The following is a 15948-nucleotide window of genomic DNA, read 5'->3' on the forward strand; positions in this document are numbered from 1 at the left end:
TTTTTATATTCTCCAGCTCTTAGGCCGTATTTTACGGCGCACCGAAAAATTTCGATTTAATCGGCTGCATACGAGATCGTCAGAGAAAGAACGGCGTAGGGCCATGCCTGCCTTAGAATGGGCCAGAGGAACGACTCGCGTATCCAAGGAAATTGCGGAAACAGCGAACCCAGTCCGTAGTAGAGCAGCCAGAGCTGGAGCAGCAGCGGCGTGCCGCGAATAATCGTGCAGAACATTTTGGCCGGCACACTCAAGATCGGCGGGCCGATCACCTGCGCAAGGCCGAGGGGAATGGCCAGCGCGATGCCCAGCACCGACGTTACCACAAGCAGCCAGATGGTCCGCCATATGCCTTGCAAAGCCAGCGGCAGATAGGCGGGCAGCCAATCCCAGCGCATGAGGAAAATCGATGCCACTACGACAACCAGCGCGATCAGGATCAGCGCTATGCGGTGCGGCTGCATCCACAGCGAGGCCCGTGCGGCGGCGTCAATGACCGGAGTTTCGGCGGCCATCAATGCGATCCCGCGATCGAAGGCATGCCGCGTCGTGCCCAGCGCTCAACGCGCCCGATAGCGATGTTGGAGACGAGCGTCAGGACGAGATAGAGCGCGCCCGCCGCCATGAAGAAGGTGAAATAAGCCTTCGTCGCGCCGGCTGCCGTCCGTGTGGTTTGGGTCAGTTCATTAACGCCGACGATCGCGAGAAGCGCGGTGTCCTTGGTGGCGATCAGCCACAGATTTGCCAAGCCCGGAATGGCGAAGGGCAGCATCGCCGGCAGCGTAATGCGCCTGAGAAGCAGGCCGGGAGGCATTCCATACGCCCGGGCGGCTTCGATCTGGCCTTGCGGAATGGCGCGGATCGCGCCGCGCAAGACTTCGGTGGAGTAGGCGCCCTGCACGACACCGAGCACACCTATGCCGGCGACAACCCCGTTGATATCGATCGCGGCATAGCCGAGCGCGGTAAGCAATTGGTTGATGAGGTCGGTACCAGCGAAATAAAGCAGCAGGATCAGGACCAATTCGGGCACGGCGCGGACCACTGTGGTGTAGACTTCCAGCAGGTCACGGACCACCGGCCCGCCATAGAGCTTGCCATAGGCGCCGCCGACACCGATCACAAGACCGACCCCAAAGGAACCGAAGGCAATTCCGACCGAGTTTGCCAGCCCGTGCAGAAGGCTGAGACCCCTGCCGTTCGGCGGTTCGAAGGACAGCAATTCCAGCGAACTGGCTCCGAACATGGTGGCGAGAACGTCGCTCAGCTTATGTCCCCCTGGACTTCCGGGTTGAGGCGCCAATGATGTATCAAGCCGGACGTGCCATCGCGACGATGGCGGCTAGGCCTGCCCGGCTTGATGCCGCTGCCGTCAGTTGGACTGCGACTCGCCGCCGTAGATGTCGAAGTCGAAGTACTTCTTGGTGATTTCGGCATACTTGCCATTGGCTCGGATAGCCTTGATTGCGGCATTGAGCTTATCCTTGAGCTCGGTGTCGCCTTGGCGTAGGCCGGCGCCGACGCCAGGCCCGAGCACTTCCAGGTCCGGTGCGACATAACCCTTGAGGTCGCAGCACGCTTTGCCTTGATCCGACTTCAAAAATGCGTCGAGCGCGATCGAATCGGCCTGGGTGGCATCGATCCGGCCGGCGGCGAGATCCTGATTTGCCTCGTCCTGCGTCTGGTATTCCTTGATTTCCGCAGCGTCGGTGAAGTGCTTCTTGGCGTAGGCGGCGTGCACCGTGGAGGCCTGAACGCCGACTATCTTGCCCTTCAGCCCCTCTGGCGTCGCATCGAATTTCTGATCCTTGGCGCCGATCACCGCGGTCGGTGTGTTATAATATTTGTCGGAGAAGTCGATTTCCTTCTTGCGTTCGTCGGTAATGGACATCGAATTCATGATTGCATCGATCTTCTTGGTTTTAAGCGCCGGGATAAGGCCGTCCCATGGGACTGGCGTCAATACGCAATCCAGCTTGGCTTCGCCGCAGATGGCGTTGACGATGTCGACTTCCCAGCCGCCCCACTTGCCGGAGGCATCCTGCGAGTAAAACGGCGGATAGGCTTCAGGCGAAAATCCCACCTTGATCTGTTCGGCGCTTGCCGAAAATGCACCCGACAATGCGATCAGCGTGGCCGCGAGCACCGTTTTGAGAAAAGGTTTCATTTCTTTCAGTTCTCCCGTTTTTTGCTTTGACGTTCCCGTCTGCTTTCTCGCAAGTCATCCAACATTGCGCAGAAACTGCTTCAGCCTTTCGGATTTTGGTGCGCCGAAGATCTGTTCCGGCGGCCCTTCTTCCTCGACCAGCCCGTTATGGAGGTAGACGACACGCGTCGCGACCTCGCGGGCAAACTTCATCTCATGGGTGACCAGCACCATGGTGCGGCCTTCGCGCGCCAGGTCGCCGATCACCTTCAGCACCTCACCGACCAGCTCCGGGTCGAGCGCCGAGGTCGGCTCATCGAACAGCATGACGCGCGGATTGATGGCCAGCGCCCTGGCGATCGCGGCGCGCTGTTGTTGGCCGCCCGACAGATAGGCGGGATAGACGTCGCGTTTTTCGGCAAGGCCGACGCGGGCGAGCAGCTTTTCCGCCTCGCCGATCGCCACATCGCGCTTGACGCCGAGCACATGCACGGGAACCTCGATGACGTTCTCGATCAACGTCATGTGGCTCCACAGATTGAAGTTCTGGAAGACCATGCCGAGCTTGGAGCGGATGCGTTCGATCTGCTTGCGGTCGGCGGGCACGGTGTGGCCGTGGCTGTCGGCCTTCAACCGGATCTGCTCGCCATTGACCCGGATGATGCCGCTGGTCGGGTTCTCCAGGCAGTTGATGCAGCGCAGCAGCGTGGATTTGCCCGAGCCTGAGCCGCCGATGATCGCGATCACCTCGCCGTCGCGCGCCGACAGCGAAACGCCCTTCAGTACGTGCAGGTTGCCGAAATTCTTGTGCAGGTTCTCGACGTGGATGGCTTCGGCAGCGCCGTTCTGCGCCGGATGCTTCAGGGCGGTGACGGGCGCTGTCATCGTCGCGGCGCCCCGCGGAGCAACCGAGGCAGTCCTTGCTGGAATTTTTTACCCATTACCCGTCACTGGACAGCGTTCCGATTCTCAAGATGGACCGTTCCGCTTGCCTCCGTCAACCGCAGTTTTTGGACCATTGATCACCGCCTGCCGAGTGGCTATTGGCAGGAGGGGCGCGTTTCAGGAGAATTTAGTGGGCAAAGCATACGGGTCGCAGTCGATGGCCGGGACGCTGCAGCGCGTGCTGATGCGCTCCGCCGCCAGCGCCATGCGTCGGGCCGAAGCGCTGGATTGGCACTATGGCCCCGGCTTCGATCCGCAAAAAGCGGCGGCCCAGCATGATGCGCTGGCCACGCTGATTTCTGTCTCAGGCGCCGAAATCGAATGGCTGAGCGACGCCGATGACGGGCTTGCCGATTCGGTCTTCACCCACGATCCCTCGCTGATGACCGACCACGGCGCGGTTATCCTCGCCATGGGCAAGGCGCTGCGCCGGCCCGAGCCAGACCTGCACGAGGCAGCCTATGGGCGCATGGGCATCCCCATCCTCGGTCGTATCGAGGCTCCCGGCCAGGTCGAGGGCGGCGACTGCGTGTGGGTGGATGCAAACACGCTGGCCGTCGGCCGCGGCGTGCGCACCAATCAGCTCGGCATCCAGCAGCTCTCCAACCTGCTTTCGCCCAAGGGTATCCAGGTCTACGGCTTCGACCTGCCGCTCTGGCAAGGCGAGGAGGCCTGCCTGCACCTGATGTCGGTGATCAGCCCGCTCGCCGACGATCTGGCGCTGGTCTATGCGCCCCTCCTGCCGGTCGCCTTCCACCAGATGCTGCGCGAACGCGGCATTCGGCTGGTCGAGGGCGACGCCGACGAATTCTTCGCCTCGAATGGGCTCAGCCTCAACGTCCTGCCGACCGCGCCGCGCCAGGTTATCGCCGTTGCCGGTTTTCCGAAGACGGCGGCTGCCATGCAGACCGCTGGCTGTACGGTCTCGACATTCGAGGCCGATGCGCTGTGCATTGCCTGCGAGGGCGGCCCGACCTGCCTCACACGCCCGGTGCTAAGACAATGACGACCATCGGCGAAGCGCTCATCACCTTGCTCGAAGCGCACGGCGTCGACACAGTCTTCGGCATTCCCGGCGTACACACGGTCGAGCTCTATCGCGGGCTTGCGCGATCGAAGATCCGTCACGTCACGCCGCGCCACGAGCAGGGCGCCGGTTTCATGGCTGATGGCTATGCGCGCGCCAGCGGCAGGCCGGGCATCGTCTTCGTCATCACCGGGCCGGGGCTGACCAACACCATCACCGCCATGGGCCAGGCGCGCGCCGATTCGGTGCCGATGCTGGTAATCTCGGGCGTCAACGCCACACCGACGCTGGGCAAAGGCCTTGGCCATCTGCATGAACTGCCAGACCAGCGCGGCATGACGGAGAAGGTGGCGCTGTATTCGCACCGTGTCACCGACGCCGGCGAGCTGCCCGGCGTGCTCGCCCGCGCCTTTGCGCTGTTTTCATCCTCGCGTCCGGGTCCGGTGCATATCGAGATCCCGACCGATGTCATGAGCCTGCCTGCCAACGGCATCGTGCCGCTGCTGCGGAATTCAGCGCCGCCCGAGCCGGATGTGGCGGCAATTGCCCGGGCGGCAAGGCTGTGCGCGTCTGCCCGCCGGCCGCTTATCCTGGCCGGCGGCGGCGCCAAAGCGGCCGAAGCGCCGTTGCAGCGCCTTGCCGAGAGGTTGGGAGCGCCGGTCGTCCAGACCGCCAATGCGCGCGGCCTGCTCTATCGCCATCCGCTTGGCGTGCCGGCCAGCCCCAGCCTGAAGGCGGTGCGTGCGCTGATGGCCGGCGCCGATCTGGTCATTGCCGCCGGCACCGAATTCGGTCCGACCGACTATGATGGCTATGGCGACGGCGGTTTTGTCCTGCCTGCCAACCTGATCCGCATCGACATCGGCGCCGACCAGCTTGCCCGCCGGCCGGCCCGGATTTCGATCCAGGCCGATTGCGGTGCAGCGCTCGAGGCGCTGGGTGCCGAACTCGGCACGGGCCAGGCGCAATCGGTCGACGGCGCCGCTCGCGCCGCCGCGACGCGGCAAGCGGCCTTTGCCGAGATCGGCCCGGCTATGCAGGCGCAACTGCGCGCCGTCGAGACGATCCGCGATGCGCTGCCTGGCGCGATCATCGTCGGCGATTCGACCCAGCCGGTCTACGCCGCCAACCTCTATTACGATCATGACCGGCCGGGCGGCTGGTTCAACGCGGCCACCGGCTTCGGCGCGCTCGGCTATGGGCCGGCGGCGGCGATCGGCGCCGTCCTTGCCAGGCCTGAGGCGCCGGTCGTTTGCCTCACCGGCGACGGCGGCTTCCAGTTCACCCTGCCGGAACTGGGCGCCGCGCTCGACGCTGCGGCGCCGGTGATCTTCGCCGTCTGGAACAATCGCGGCTACCGCGAGATCGAAACCTCGATGCTCGACGTCGGCGTCGAGCCGGTCGGCGTCTCCCCGGCACCGCCGGATTTCTGCAAATTGGCCGAAGCCTACGGCATTGCCGCCGAGCGGATTTCCGGCGCCGGCGGCTTGGCGGACGCGCTTGGGCGCGCGCGGGCGACTGGACGACCTTACGTCATAGAGATTTCGGTTGAGTGATCGCGCGAAAGGCGCGACCTTCCGGATCGGCGGCGCGCAATGACGGAGCGGTCGAATATGACGGAAACACTGGACGGCAGACATATCGTGGTGACCGGCGGCACCGGTGCCCTTGGCGGCGCGGTCGTAGGGAAACTGCTGGAGCAGGGCGCGATCTGCCATGTGCCCAACGCTCACGCTGCCGCGCCTGCACATTTCCCCTTCCCGGCGCATGACCGCGTCAGGCTGGCGCATAACGTCGACCTCGCCGACCCTGCCAAGGTCGACGCCTTCTATGCCAGCGTTCCGAATTTATGGGCATCGGTGCATCTGGCCGGCGGCTTCACCGCCGCGCCGGTCGAGAAGATCGAGCCCGCCTCCTTCGCCGAGATGATGGACACCAACGCCCGCACCACCTTCCTGTGCTGCCGCGCGGCGATACGCTCGATGCTGGAATCTTCCGTGCCGGGCCGCATCGTCAATGTCACCGCGCGAGCCGGGCTCGACCCGCGGCGCGGCTCCGGCAAGGTGGCCTACGCCGCCGCCAAGGCGGCAGTCGCCGCGATGACCGTGGCAATGGCCGAAGAGCTGAAGGGCAACGGCATCCTGGTCAACGCCGTGGCGCCCTCGACGCTCGACACGCCGGCCAACCGGGCTGACATGCCGAACGCAGATTTCAGCAGATGGGTCAGCCTTGAAGCGGCCGCCGAGGCCATTGCCTATCTCGCCTCGCCGGCCAACATGGCCATCAGCGGCACGCTGGTGCCGCTTTACGGCAGGGCCTGAGCCTGCGGCTCGTCACAAGCAAAAGGTCACAAGCAAAAGCCCCGCCGGATTGTTCCGGCGGGGCTCTTTTGTTTCGTTTATAACCGACGCGAAGCGCGGTGTTGGCTTAGCTGCCCTGCTTCTTCAGCGCGGCGCCAAGGATGTCGCCCAGCGAAGCACCTGAGTCGGTCGAACCGTATTGGGCGACCGCTTCCTTCTCTTCGGCGATTTCCAGCGCCTTGATGGAGACCTGCAGTTTGCGGGTCTTCTTGTCGAAGGCGATGACGCGGGCGTCGACCTTCTGGCCGACGGTGAAGCGCTCGGGGCGCTGCTCGTCGCGGTCACGGCTGAGATCGGAGCGCTTGATGAAGGTCTCGATGCCGCTGTCGACCAGCCGCACTTCCAGACCGCCATCTTTCACGCCGATAACCTCGCAGGTGACGACTGCGTTCTTGCGCAGTTCGCCTGACGTCGCGGCTTCGCCGACCGTGTCCTTGGCCAGCTGCTTGATGCCGAGCGAGATGCGCTCCTTGTCGATGTCGACGTCGAGCACCTGCGCCTTGACCATGTCGCCGCGATTGTACTCCTCGATCACCTGCTCGCCCGGACGGGTCCAGTCGAGGTCGGAAAGGTGGACCATGCCGTCGACGTCGCCTTCGAGGCCGATAAACAGGCCGAACTCGGTCTTGTTCTTGACCTCGCCCTCAACCTGGCTGCCGACCGGATGGCTGCGCGCGAAGGCTTCCCACGGGTTTTCCAGCGTCTGCTTGAGGCCGAGCGAGATGCGGCGCTTGGCCGGATCGACTTCGAGCACCACAACGTCGACTTCCTGCGTTGTCGACAGGATCTTGCCGGGATGCACGTTCTTCTTGGTCCACGACATTTCCGAAACGTGGATGAGGCCTTCGATGCCCGGCTCCAGCTCGACGAACGCGCCGTAGTCGGTGATGTTGGTGACGGTACCCTTGATCTTCTTGCCGATCGGGAACTTGGTGCCGATCTCGGACCACGGATCGCTCTCGAGCTGCTTCATGCCGAGCGAGATGCGGTGGGTTTCCTGGTTGATGCGGATGATCTGCACCTTGACCGTCTGGCCGATATTGAGGATTTCGGTCGGATGGTTGACACGGCGCCATGCCATGTCGGTGACGTGCAGCAGGCCGTCGATGCCGCCGAGGTCGACGAACGCACCATAGTCGGTGATGTTCTTGACGACGCCTTCGACCACCTGGCCTTCTTCGAGGTTCTGCACGATTTCCGAACGCTGTTCGGCGCGGCTTTCCTCGAGCACGGTGCGGCGCGATACCACGATGTTGCCGCGGCGGCGATCCATCTTGAGGATCTCGAAGGGCTGCGGGTTGTGCATCAGCGGCGAGACGTCGCGGATCGGGCGGATGTCGACCTGGCTGCGCGGCAGGAAAGCCACGGCACCGTCGAGGTCGACGGTGAAGCCGCCCTTGACCTGGTTGAAGATGACGCCTTCGACGCGTTCGCCCTTGGTGAACTTCTCTTCGAGACGGACCCAGCTCTCTTCGCGGCGGGCCTTTTCACGCGACAGCATGGCTTCGCCAAGCGCGTTCTCGATACGCTCGACATAGACCTCGACCGTGTCGCCGACCTTGAGCGTCGTATCCTTGCCCTTGACGCCGAATTCCTTCAGCGGCACGCGGCCTTCGACCTTGAGGCCGACGTCGATGATGGCCATGTCCTTCTCAATGGCGGTGATGATGCCCTTGACGACCTGGCCTTCGCCGGAATGGCCGGCGGAAAATGATTCTTCGAGCAGGCTCGCGAAATCATCGCGAGTGGGGTTTGCAACTGACATAGTTTCTCCTGGAATGCCTCGCATCTGTCGCGGGGCGGGCGCCGTGGGTTAGCGTTGCGTTGGCCTGCCGGCGTTCCGGGCAAAAAGCCCTTGGCCGCCCTTGAGCGGCAATTCCGGCGCATGAAGAATGCTGGCAGGCTGGTTCACGCCCAATATGGGAATTCTTTGGTCGCCGGCAATCGGCGGCGGCAGGAAAACCCAGCTCAGGCTTCGTTTCTCTTAGCCAGGACGTCGTCGATGATCGCCTGAGCTGCCAGAAACGCGGCCTCTATAGCCATTTCCGACGTGTCGAGCAAGTGCGCGTCGACGGCCGGCTTCAATGGCGAGTCCACTCGGCCCATGTCGCGCTCGTCGCGGCGCACGATATCGGCAAGGATTTCGTCGAAATTGGCGGTGCCGCCGATGCTCTCGATTTCATCCAGCCGCCGCTTTGCCCGCACCTCGGCACTGGCCGTGACATAGAGCTTTACGTCGGCATCGGGACAGACGACGGTGCCGATGTCGCGGCCGTCGAGCACCGCGCCAGGCGGTGTTCTTGCGAAGTCACGCTGTTTCTCGACCAGGATGCGCCGCACCGACGGGATCACTGCCACTTTCGACGCAGCCTCGCCAACGGCGTGTGCCGAAAGCACTGCGCGGTCGAGCTTTGCCGGATCGACCTGCCGGGCCGCGGTTTCAGCGGCCGAAACATTGTCGAGCGGCAGGCCGAGCCGGAGCAGCGCATGGGCCACCGCGCGATAGGTAAGGCCGGTGTCGAGCAGGTTTAGCCGGTAGTGATCGGCGAGCCTGCGGGCGAGCGTGCCCTTGCCGGCGCCGGCGGGGCCGTCGATGGCGATGGTAAAAGGGATGCTCATTGGCAGTGGACCAGCCCTCGCGCCTTCGTCATCCCAGGGCGGAGCAGGAGCGAAGCTCCGTCGCGGAGACCCTGGGATCCATGCCGTGACATGTACCGAGGGATGCGGCGGGCCAGAATTCTGAACCGTTGCGATGCTCTGACGTCACGGCATGGATCCTGGGGTCTTCGCCGCGTCGCTTCGCTCCTTGCTTCGCCCCAGGATGACGAAGGGAAGGATGTTGGCGCCCAATCTCCAAGGTTTGCGATTGCCATCAACTGTCACTCGATCTCCGCCCCCAGCCCCTTCATCAGCCCCATGAATTCCGGAAAGCTCGTAGCAATCATCGCCTGGTCGTCGATGGTCACAGGTTTTTCCGTCGCCAGCCCCATCACCAGAAAACTCATGGCGATGCGGTGGTCGAGATGGGTCTGGACGATGGTGCCCTTCCCGTTGGGGTGTTGGCCGAGGCCCTTGCCGCCGGGTTTTCCGCGCACCGCGAGCGAAGCCTCGCCCTCGGTGCAGTCGACGCCGTTGAGCGTTAGCCCGTTGGCAACCGCCGACAGCCGGTCGGATTCCTTCACCCGAAGCTCTTCCAGCCCGAGCATCAGCGTTTCGCCCTCGGCGAAGCTGGCCGCCACGGCAAGCACCGGATACTCGTCGATCATGGTCGGCGCTCGTTCGGGCGGCACGGTGACGCCCTTCAGCTCGGAATAGCGCACGCGCAGGTCGGCGACGTCCTCGCCGCCTTCGTTGCGCGGGTCGATTATATCGATGCGCGCGCCCATTTCCTGCAGCGTCAACAGAAGTCCGGTGCGGGTCGGGTTCATCAGCACGTTTTCGATTGTAATGTCCGAGCCCGGCACGATCAGCGCCGCCACCAGTGGAAAGCCCGCCGAGGAGGGGTCGCCTGGCACCGCGATGGTCTGCCCGGTGAGCTTGCCCTGGCCTTCGATGAAAATGTGGCGCACGCCGCGCTCGTCGGTCTCGACCGACAGATTGGCGCCGAATCCCTTGAGCATCTTTTCGGTGTGATCGCGCGTCATCACCGGCTCGATGACGGTGGTGATGCCCGGCGTGTTCAGCCCAGCCAGCAGCACCGCCGACTTGACTTGTGCCGATGCCATCGGCACGCGGTAGGTGATCGGCGCGGCGGGTTTGGGCCCGTGCAGCGTGATCGGCATGCGGTCGCCAGGCGTCGCCTTCAGCACCTGCACGCCCATCTGGCGCAGCGGCTCGAGCACGCGGCCCATCGGCCGGCCGGACAGCGAGGCGTCGCCGATGAAGGTGGTTTCCATGTCATAGGTGCCGACCAGGCCCATGGTGAGGCGGGAGCCCGTGCCGGCATTGCCGAAATCGAGTGGGCCTTCCGGCTGCAGCAGCGCGCCATTGCCGGTGCCGCGGATCACCCACTCGGTGCCATGCTTCTCGATATGAGCGCCCATCGCCTTCATGGCAGCGCCCGTACGCATTACGTCCTCGCCTTCCAGCAGTCCGGTGATGCGGGTTTCGCCAGAGGCCAGGCCACCGAACATGAACGAGCGGTGCGAGATCGACTTGTCGCCCGGCACCCGTGCCGCACCTGAAAGGCCAGATGATTTGCGGGCGGTGGCCTGTTTCGGGGCAGCAGCGTGCGACATGGTTCTTTCCTGGAAACGCCGGCGCCCGGCTATTTTCTTCTGGTTTGCGCGGTCTCCTATCATGGCGGACCGAAATGGTCATCCCCTTGGTACGCAGGCCTTCGAATTCACGCTTTTTGGGACGCCGGCTTTTCGCTTTGACAGCGCCGTAAACTCTGGTTAAGGGGACCAAACTTTCATCGACGAGGCTTGCTGTGGCAAAACCCGAACTTGGCACCAAACGCATCGACCCGGAGACGGGTCGAAAATTCTATGACTTGAACAAGGACCCGATCGTCTCGCCTTATACGGGCAAGAGCTATCCGCGCTCCTATTTCGAAGAAGGCAAGATCGCCGCCCTCGAGGAAGAAGAGGAAGTTGCCGAAAAGGAAGTGGACGCCGAGGAGGAAGAGGGCGTCGAGGTCGTCTCGCTCGAAGAGGCGGACGAGGACGCGAAGGCCGACGAGCTTCCCGATCTCGCCGATGACGAGGACGACGTTGACCTTGGCGATGATGAGGATGACACGTTCCTTGCCGACGAGGAGGAAGAAGACGACGACGTTGCCGACATGATCGGCGTCGGCGACGAGGACGACGAAGTCTGAGCGAACCGCATTCGCCGGCTTTCGCCGCGCCGCCTAGAAAAAGCGGTCGTTGAAGGCTTGATATTGACTGAAGGCGGGGTTAGAAGCCGCCTGCACTAATGGCGCGGTCTAGAACCCGCGCCGGATCTCTTCGCCGGAAACGGCGCCGGCGAACTGCCGGAGTGGGGCCATAGCTCAGTTGGGAGAGCGCTTGAATGGCATTCAAGAGGTCGTCGGTTCGATTCCGATTGGCTCCACCAGTTCTCTCCGCGAAAATCAGCAGAACGGCCGCCGGTCCCGGGCTGGCCGCCATCTGTCGCCGACCTAGCTGAGACAAAATGTATGGCTAGCCGACCTCGGCTCGCCGTCCATCTGAAATGGTGAGCCCGTGCCCGGTCTGGACCAGGCAGCGGGCTGAAACGACCGCTGAGCCAAACTCCGTTACTTGTTGCAGTTCTGCATATCCGACGTCATGGCGCCGCTTGGGGTGTTGTTGTCGGCGTCGTTGCCTGCCGTATCCTTGCAGCGGTCCCCCATACCGTTTGTCTGCGGCGTGGTGGCGTTCGTTGCATTCGGATCGATCTGGTTCGGCGTAGTGGTACTGGTCCCGTTGTTGCCGCTGTTGCCGGCGGTGCCCGTGTCGACGCCGGTATTGCCGTTCATACCAGTTCCGCCAGTTCCCGAACCGGTTGATTGTGCCATGGCAGATGTGGCCAGGCCGATAGCAAGTAGGGATGCAGAGAGAATTTTCATCATCTTAGTGTCTCCATCGAGTTGCATCGCTGGATCGCGATCTATACCCAACGAGAGTTTTTCCAGGATGTTCCGTTCGACAGAAATAGTGATCGATACAGTCATTATGAGAGCTTTGTTGTTCGTCGTTTCGTGAATGGCGCCACGACAGTGGGTAAAAGGCGTGCCGCAAGCCGGTGTGTTGCCGGAAGCGCCAGCACCAGCGGCTCGTCGGGCAGGCCATGGACGATCAGCTCCGGGGCGAGAGCGGGGATGCAGCACGCCGAGGTCGATCTCGCTGGCGGCGAGTGCTCTGCGAAACATCCGCACCGCCTCCTTATCGAATCGAAACGGCCCGTTTCATTCCAATCCTCTACGATCCTTGATCGTGAGCAGCATCCAGCCTGTGCGCAACACGGAGCGCTCTGCCATGGGCGCTCGACGGGCTGCCACCCCGTTGATAAGCCCTCTCCTTAAGGAGAGTCGAAGACATGACGGTTGCGATCGAGATGGGCCACACGAGCGCAGGCGCCCCGGCGGCACTGGATCTTGAGGAGCTGCTGGCGACGCGCCTTTTGGTGCAGGGCAATTCTGGCTCCGGCAAGTCCCACCTGCTGCGCCGGCTCTTGGAGCAGAGTGCGCCCTGGGTGCAGCAGACGATCATCGATCCCGAAGGCGACTTCGTGACACTGGGCGACCGTTTTGGCCATCTGGTGATCGACGCCGAGGAGCATACCGAGCGCGGCCTGCAGAGCGCCGGCGAGCGGGCGCGCATCCACCGCGTCTCCACGGTGCTTAATCTCGAGGGGCTCGACGCCGAGAACCAGATGCGGCGCGCCGCCGCCTTCCTCGGCGGACTTTTCGAGGTCGCCCGCGATCACTGGTATCCGATGCTGGTGGTGGTGGACGAGGCGCAGCTGTTCGCGCCGGCGGTTGCCGGCGAGGTTTCGGACGAGGCGCGCAAGCTCTCTCTCGGCGCCATGACCAACCTGATGTGCCGTGGCCGCAAACGCGGGCTGGCCGGGATCATCGCCACCCAGCGGCTGGCCAAGCTTGCCAAGAACGTCGCCGCCGAGGCTTCCAATTTCCTCATGGGCCGGACCTTTCTCGATATCGACATGGCGCGCGCCGCCGACCTGCTCGGCATGGAGCGGCGCCAGGCGGAAGCCTTTCGCGACCTCGAGCGCGGGCAGTTCATGGCGCTCGGCCCGGCGCTGTCGCGCCGTCCGCTCGGCTTGCGCATCGGCCCGACCGATACAAGCCCGCGCAACGCGACGCCGCGCCTGATGCCGCTGCCGGAATCGGGACTGGAGGACGCGCGCGCGATCATCCTGGCGGCCCCGCCGCCCGAAACCGTCCGGCCGCAGCGCCGGTCGTCGCCGGACCTGCTCGATCAGCTGATGGCGGCAAAATCGGCGGCGCTGGAAATCCGCCCCGAAGCGGTGGAGCCGCCGATCAGCGCCGAGGACTTGGCGGAGCGGCGCGAGCGTGTCGACCGGGTGCTGCGCGCTGTGCTGGCGCAACCCGACGCGGGCTTCCGTGTCATCGGCGTGCTCTATCAGGAGTTCGTGGTCCGCTGCCGCATAGAGGGCCTCGCCTCGGTCGTGCCGGACCTGCCCGCGTTCCGCCGCATGCTGACGCGCGCCCGCGCCGGCCTCGGCTCCGACATGGCCGACGATGACGCCTGGCAAGATGTCTCGGCGCGCGCCTCGCTGCTGCCCGAGGATATGCAGGGCGTGTTCATGATGATCGCCCGCGCGGCCAAGGAGGGGTGGCCCTGCCCGAGCGACGCGGCGATCGCCCGCGCCTATGGCTCGCACTCGCTGCGCCGCGCCCGGCGCCTGCTGACCTATATCGAGGAGCAGGGGCTGATCGTCTGCCAGCTGGATGGGGTTGGCCGGCGGACGGTGACGCTTGTCGAACTGGCCTGGGCGACGGCGCCGGGCGATCCGAATGCCGAGGAGGCGGAGCAGGGCAGTTTGGCGCTGTGAGGCGGCGGCCGAGCGCGCAAGGGGAATGCCACGCATCAAGGCGATGTATGACTAAGCGGCAGGTACAGCGCCGAGTCTTTTTTTGCGCAGATAGGGCCTCGCCGGCCCGCCACAGCTCTTCTGCCCGGTCTTCATCACACGACGACGATTGGCGCGACGCAGATACGCCTATTGTAAGTTGTTCGACGCTACAGCACTCCTGCCGACGGCGCTTTACATATCTTGTAAATCACCCGCGGGTCGGTTTTCTAATGAAGAGATCAGCCCCGATCAACTGACGAAGAACAAGAAATACGGCAGGACTATAGCGCAAATATCCGCAGAAACTATGCTGCCGCCGCCGATTACCCCCTTCGGTGCGTTCTGTTGACATATCCTGCTTCTGGAGAGATGGTAAGATACTACGCGGCGGCCCTTTTTTCCGAAGATTTTATTCTGCAGCTTTATCAAAGGAGTGGGCAATGCGTTTGTCTCGATCGCGCCGACTTATGGCCATCGCCTTGACGGCAATTGCAGCCGTTCCCTCTCATGGGCATGCCGAGGACAAGCTGCTGACGGAAGCGGTGCAGTTCAACGGTACGATCCTGTATCTCTCCACCAAGGTGCCTGGCCTGATCTTCGGCGCCGTGCGCAACGGCGAGACGGCCTTGGCCGGTTTCGGCAAGATTGCCGACGGGAGTGAAAAAGTGCCCGACGGCGACACAATGTTCCGCATCGCGTCCGTGAGCAAAGTGTTCTGCGGCAGCGTGCTTTCCTCGCTGGCGATCGACGGCAAGGTACAGCTCACCGACCGGCTGCAGGATCGCCTTGGCTGGGACGTCACGCTCCCGGAGAAGGATGGCCGCGCCCTCCGCCTGATCGATCTCGTCGCGCAAGCTTCCGGCCTTCCGCGGGAGGTGCCAGTGGCCGAGCCGCCCCCCTCCGACCCCTTCTCTACGAACACCAAAGAGGCGCAGATTGCCGCCCTCAAGGACAATCCGCTGCTCTTCGCGCCGGGCACCGCCGTTCTCTATTCGAACTTCGGATACGACCTCCTCGGAGCGGCGCTCGCGAATGTCTCTGGAAAGCCTTATGCCGAGGTCCTGCGGGAGCGTGTCCTCGATCCTCTCGGCATGAAAGACACGGCTTTCAACCCAAGACCGGAGGACCAGCCGCGCCTGATGCAGGGCCATAACTTCGACGGCAGCGCCATGCCCATCGTGCCGACGAGCACAGCCATGGAGTGCGCCGGTGGATTGTACTCGACCGCGGACGACCTGCTGCGCTGGATGAACTGGCATGTCGACAACAAGCCTTCCGCGGCCGACGCCGAGTTCCGCCTTTTGAACCACGCGGCTTTTTTGTACCGGGACGGGCTCGCGTCGGTGGTGGGGCTGGATGACGGCGGCCCGATGGACGCCATGGGTCTCGGATGGGTCATCATGCTCCCCAACGAGCATCGCCCGCTCATCCTCCAGAAGAGCGGCGGCCTGCAAGGGATGTTTCTCTATGTTGCGATTGCACCGACACGCGGCGTCGGCGCTTTCTTCGTCATGAACGAATTCAATGCCGCCGGCTTCATGGCGGGGGTCAAGACGACGAACGATCTCGTCGCAGAGATCGCTCCACGCTGATTTTCGCGCTGATCAGGGGGAACGTGCGCGATGATTAACGCTGTGGAGAGGCCTGACGGACGGCATGTTTCGTGGCAAGGCAAGCGCGACACCGGCTGGCCGACCGCTTAGCTATCCCCTCCTGAGGACGACCTTTGCCGGCGCCCGACCCGCTTCATCGCTGCTCACGGCCTGCTCAAGCGGCGGCCAAGGTTCTGCCTCTCGCCTCTTGGATTGGGGTGGTTTAGGCGAAAACTGACGTCGCTCAACATCAGCAAAGCGCCATATCCGGACCTTGCCAGTGATGCTGTGAATGCTAAGTCTCGGCTCCGATGCGGACGTTCCGCCCGAGTT

At 63.6% G+C, this 15948-nt stretch carries 13 protein-coding genes, 1 tRNA gene and 1 pseudogene; 7 read left to right on the top strand and 8 right to left on the bottom strand.

Annotated features, from left to right (window positions below):
- Positions 1-65: 65 nt before the first annotated feature.
- From NKI79_RS04810 to NKI79_RS04825, 4 genes and pseudogenes are all read right to left on the bottom strand, one after another.
- Positions 66-515, bottom strand: a pseudogene (locus NKI79_RS04810) (ABC transporter permease subunit); the annotation flags it as partial.
- The gene (locus NKI79_RS04815) at positions 515-1246 is read right to left on the bottom strand and encodes an ABC transporter permease (RefSeq protein ID WP_352649813.1); all 732 of its coding nucleotides are present in this window, start codon (positions 1244-1246) and stop codon (positions 515-517) included. The gene NKI79_RS04815 and the pseudogene NKI79_RS04810, both read right to left, overlap by 1 nt.
- A gap of 126 nt (positions 1247-1372) precedes the next feature.
- A complete protein-coding gene (locus NKI79_RS04820; protein WP_352800190.1) occupies positions 1373-2167 on the bottom strand; it encodes a transporter substrate-binding domain-containing protein in 795 nt (264 codons plus the stop codon).
- A gap of 54 nt (positions 2168-2221) precedes the next feature.
- Positions 2222-3031 carry an ABC transporter ATP-binding protein gene (locus NKI79_RS04825; protein ID WP_352800192.1) on the bottom strand — a complete coding sequence of 270 codons (810 nt, stop codon included), beginning with the start codon at positions 3029-3031 and terminating at the stop codon, positions 2222-2224.
- Between the two features lie 217 nt (positions 3032-3248).
- Between NKI79_RS04825 and NKI79_RS04830 the strand changes: the two genes are divergently transcribed.
- Genes NKI79_RS04830 through NKI79_RS04840 form a run of 3 tightly spaced genes read left to right on the top strand, consistent with a single transcriptional unit; the run spans position 3249 to position 6439 of the window.
- Positions 3249-4097, top strand: a complete 849-nt coding sequence (locus tag NKI79_RS04830) for a dimethylarginine dimethylaminohydrolase family protein (RefSeq protein ID WP_352800594.1) — start codon at positions 3249-3251, stop codon at positions 4095-4097.
- Complete coding sequence (locus tag NKI79_RS04835) at positions 4094-5674, top strand: 5-guanidino-2-oxopentanoate decarboxylase (RefSeq protein WP_352800194.1); 1581 nt, start codon at positions 4094-4096, stop codon at positions 5672-5674. Before NKI79_RS04830 ends, NKI79_RS04835 begins: the two co-directional genes overlap by 4 nt.
- A 57-nt stretch (positions 5675-5731) precedes the next feature.
- Entirely contained in the window at positions 5732-6439 is a 708-nt protein-coding gene (locus NKI79_RS04840) for an SDR family NAD(P)-dependent oxidoreductase (protein ID WP_352800196.1), read from the top strand.
- A gap of 106 nt (positions 6440-6545) precedes the next feature.
- On the opposite strand, the gene rpsA is transcribed toward NKI79_RS04840, so the two are convergent.
- The 3 genes from rpsA to aroA form a co-directional block, all read right to left on the bottom strand.
- Positions 6546-8243: a 30S ribosomal protein S1 gene (gene rpsA, locus NKI79_RS04845; protein WP_023676278.1), complete on the bottom strand. Its 1698-nt coding sequence runs from the start codon at positions 8241-8243 to the stop codon at positions 6546-6548.
- Between the two features lie 203 nt (positions 8244-8446).
- Complete coding sequence (gene cmk / locus NKI79_RS04850) at positions 8447-9097, bottom strand: (d)CMP kinase (protein WP_352741064.1); 651 nt, start codon at positions 9095-9097, stop codon at positions 8447-8449.
- Positions 9098-9357: 260 nt separating this feature from the next.
- The gene (gene aroA / locus NKI79_RS04855; protein WP_352800198.1) at positions 9358-10716 is read right to left on the bottom strand and encodes a 3-phosphoshikimate 1-carboxyvinyltransferase; all 1359 of its coding nucleotides are present in this window, start codon (positions 10714-10716) and stop codon (positions 9358-9360) included.
- A 194-nt stretch (positions 10717-10910) separates the two neighbouring features.
- Between aroA and NKI79_RS04860 the strand changes: the two genes are divergently transcribed.
- Both NKI79_RS04860 and NKI79_RS04865 read left to right on the top strand, forming a co-directional pair.
- Positions 10911-11300, top strand: coding sequence for a TIGR02300 family protein (locus tag NKI79_RS04860; RefSeq protein ID WP_352800199.1), 390 nt, complete (start codon positions 10911-10913; stop codon positions 11298-11300).
- Between the two features lie 163 nt (positions 11301-11463).
- Positions 11464-11539 (top strand) — tRNA-Ala (locus tag NKI79_RS04865).
- 181 nt (positions 11540-11720) lie between these two features.
- On the opposite strand, the gene NKI79_RS04870 is transcribed toward NKI79_RS04865, so the two are convergent.
- Positions 11721-12335, bottom strand: coding sequence for a hypothetical protein (locus NKI79_RS04870; protein ID WP_352800201.1), 615 nt, complete (start codon positions 12333-12335; stop codon positions 11721-11723).
- Positions 12336-12502: 167 nt separating this feature from the next.
- Between NKI79_RS04870 and NKI79_RS04875 the strand changes: the two genes are divergently transcribed.
- On the top strand, positions 12503-14002 hold the full coding sequence (locus NKI79_RS04875) for a helicase HerA domain-containing protein (protein WP_352649807.1): 1500 nt from the start codon (positions 12503-12505) through the stop codon (positions 14000-14002).
- Between the two features lie 488 nt (positions 14003-14490).
- Positions 14491-15615 carry a D-alanyl-D-alanine-carboxypeptidase/endopeptidase AmpH gene (gene ampH, locus NKI79_RS04880; RefSeq protein ID WP_352800204.1) on the top strand — a complete coding sequence of 375 codons (1125 nt, stop codon included), beginning with the start codon at positions 14491-14493 and terminating at the stop codon, positions 15613-15615.
- The last annotated feature ends 333 nt before the right edge of the window (positions 15616-15948 follow it).

Origin of the sequence: Mesorhizobium sp. M0340 (assembly GCF_040321535.1) — a bacterium.
GTDB lineage: Bacteria > Pseudomonadota > Alphaproteobacteria > Rhizobiales > Rhizobiaceae > Mesorhizobium.

Excerpts from the sequence above, each read along its gene's own strand:
- NKI79_RS04815 (WP_352649813.1), bottom strand. The coding sequence starts at position 1,246 with ATGTTCGGAGCCAGTTCGCTGGAATTGCTGTCCTTCGAACCGCCGAAC.
- NKI79_RS04820 (WP_352800190.1), bottom strand. The coding sequence starts at position 2,167 with ATGAAACCTTTTCTCAAAACGGTGCTCGCGGCCACGCTGATCGCATTG.
- cmk (WP_352741064.1), bottom strand. The coding sequence starts at position 9,097 with ATGAGCATCCCTTTTACCATCGCCATCGACGGCCCCGCCGGCGCCGGC.
- rpsA (WP_023676278.1), bottom strand. The coding sequence starts at position 8,243 with ATGTCAGTTGCAAACCCCACTCGCGATGATTTCGCGAGCCTGCTCGAA.
- NKI79_RS04870 (WP_352800201.1), bottom strand. The coding sequence starts at position 12,335 with ATGTTTCGCAGAGCACTCGCCGCCAGCGAGATCGACCTCGGCGTGCTG.
- aroA (WP_352800198.1), bottom strand. The coding sequence starts at position 10,716 with ATGTCGCACGCTGCTGCCCCGAAACAGGCCACCGCCCGCAAATCATCT.
- ampH (WP_352800204.1), top strand. The coding sequence starts at position 14,491 with ATGGCCATCGCCTTGACGGCAATTGCAGCCGTTCCCTCTCATGGGCAT.
- NKI79_RS04830 (WP_352800594.1), top strand. The coding sequence starts at position 3,249 with ATGGCCGGGACGCTGCAGCGCGTGCTGATGCGCTCCGCCGCCAGCGCC.
- NKI79_RS04875 (WP_352649807.1), top strand. The coding sequence starts at position 12,503 with ATGACGGTTGCGATCGAGATGGGCCACACGAGCGCAGGCGCCCCGGCG.
- NKI79_RS04835 (WP_352800194.1), top strand. The coding sequence starts at position 4,094 with ATGACGACCATCGGCGAAGCGCTCATCACCTTGCTCGAAGCGCACGGC.
- NKI79_RS04825 (WP_352800192.1), bottom strand. The coding sequence starts at position 3,031 with ATGACAGCGCCCGTCACCGCCCTGAAGCATCCGGCGCAGAACGGCGCT.
- NKI79_RS04840 (WP_352800196.1), top strand. The coding sequence starts at position 5,732 with ATGACGGAAACACTGGACGGCAGACATATCGTGGTGACCGGCGGCACC.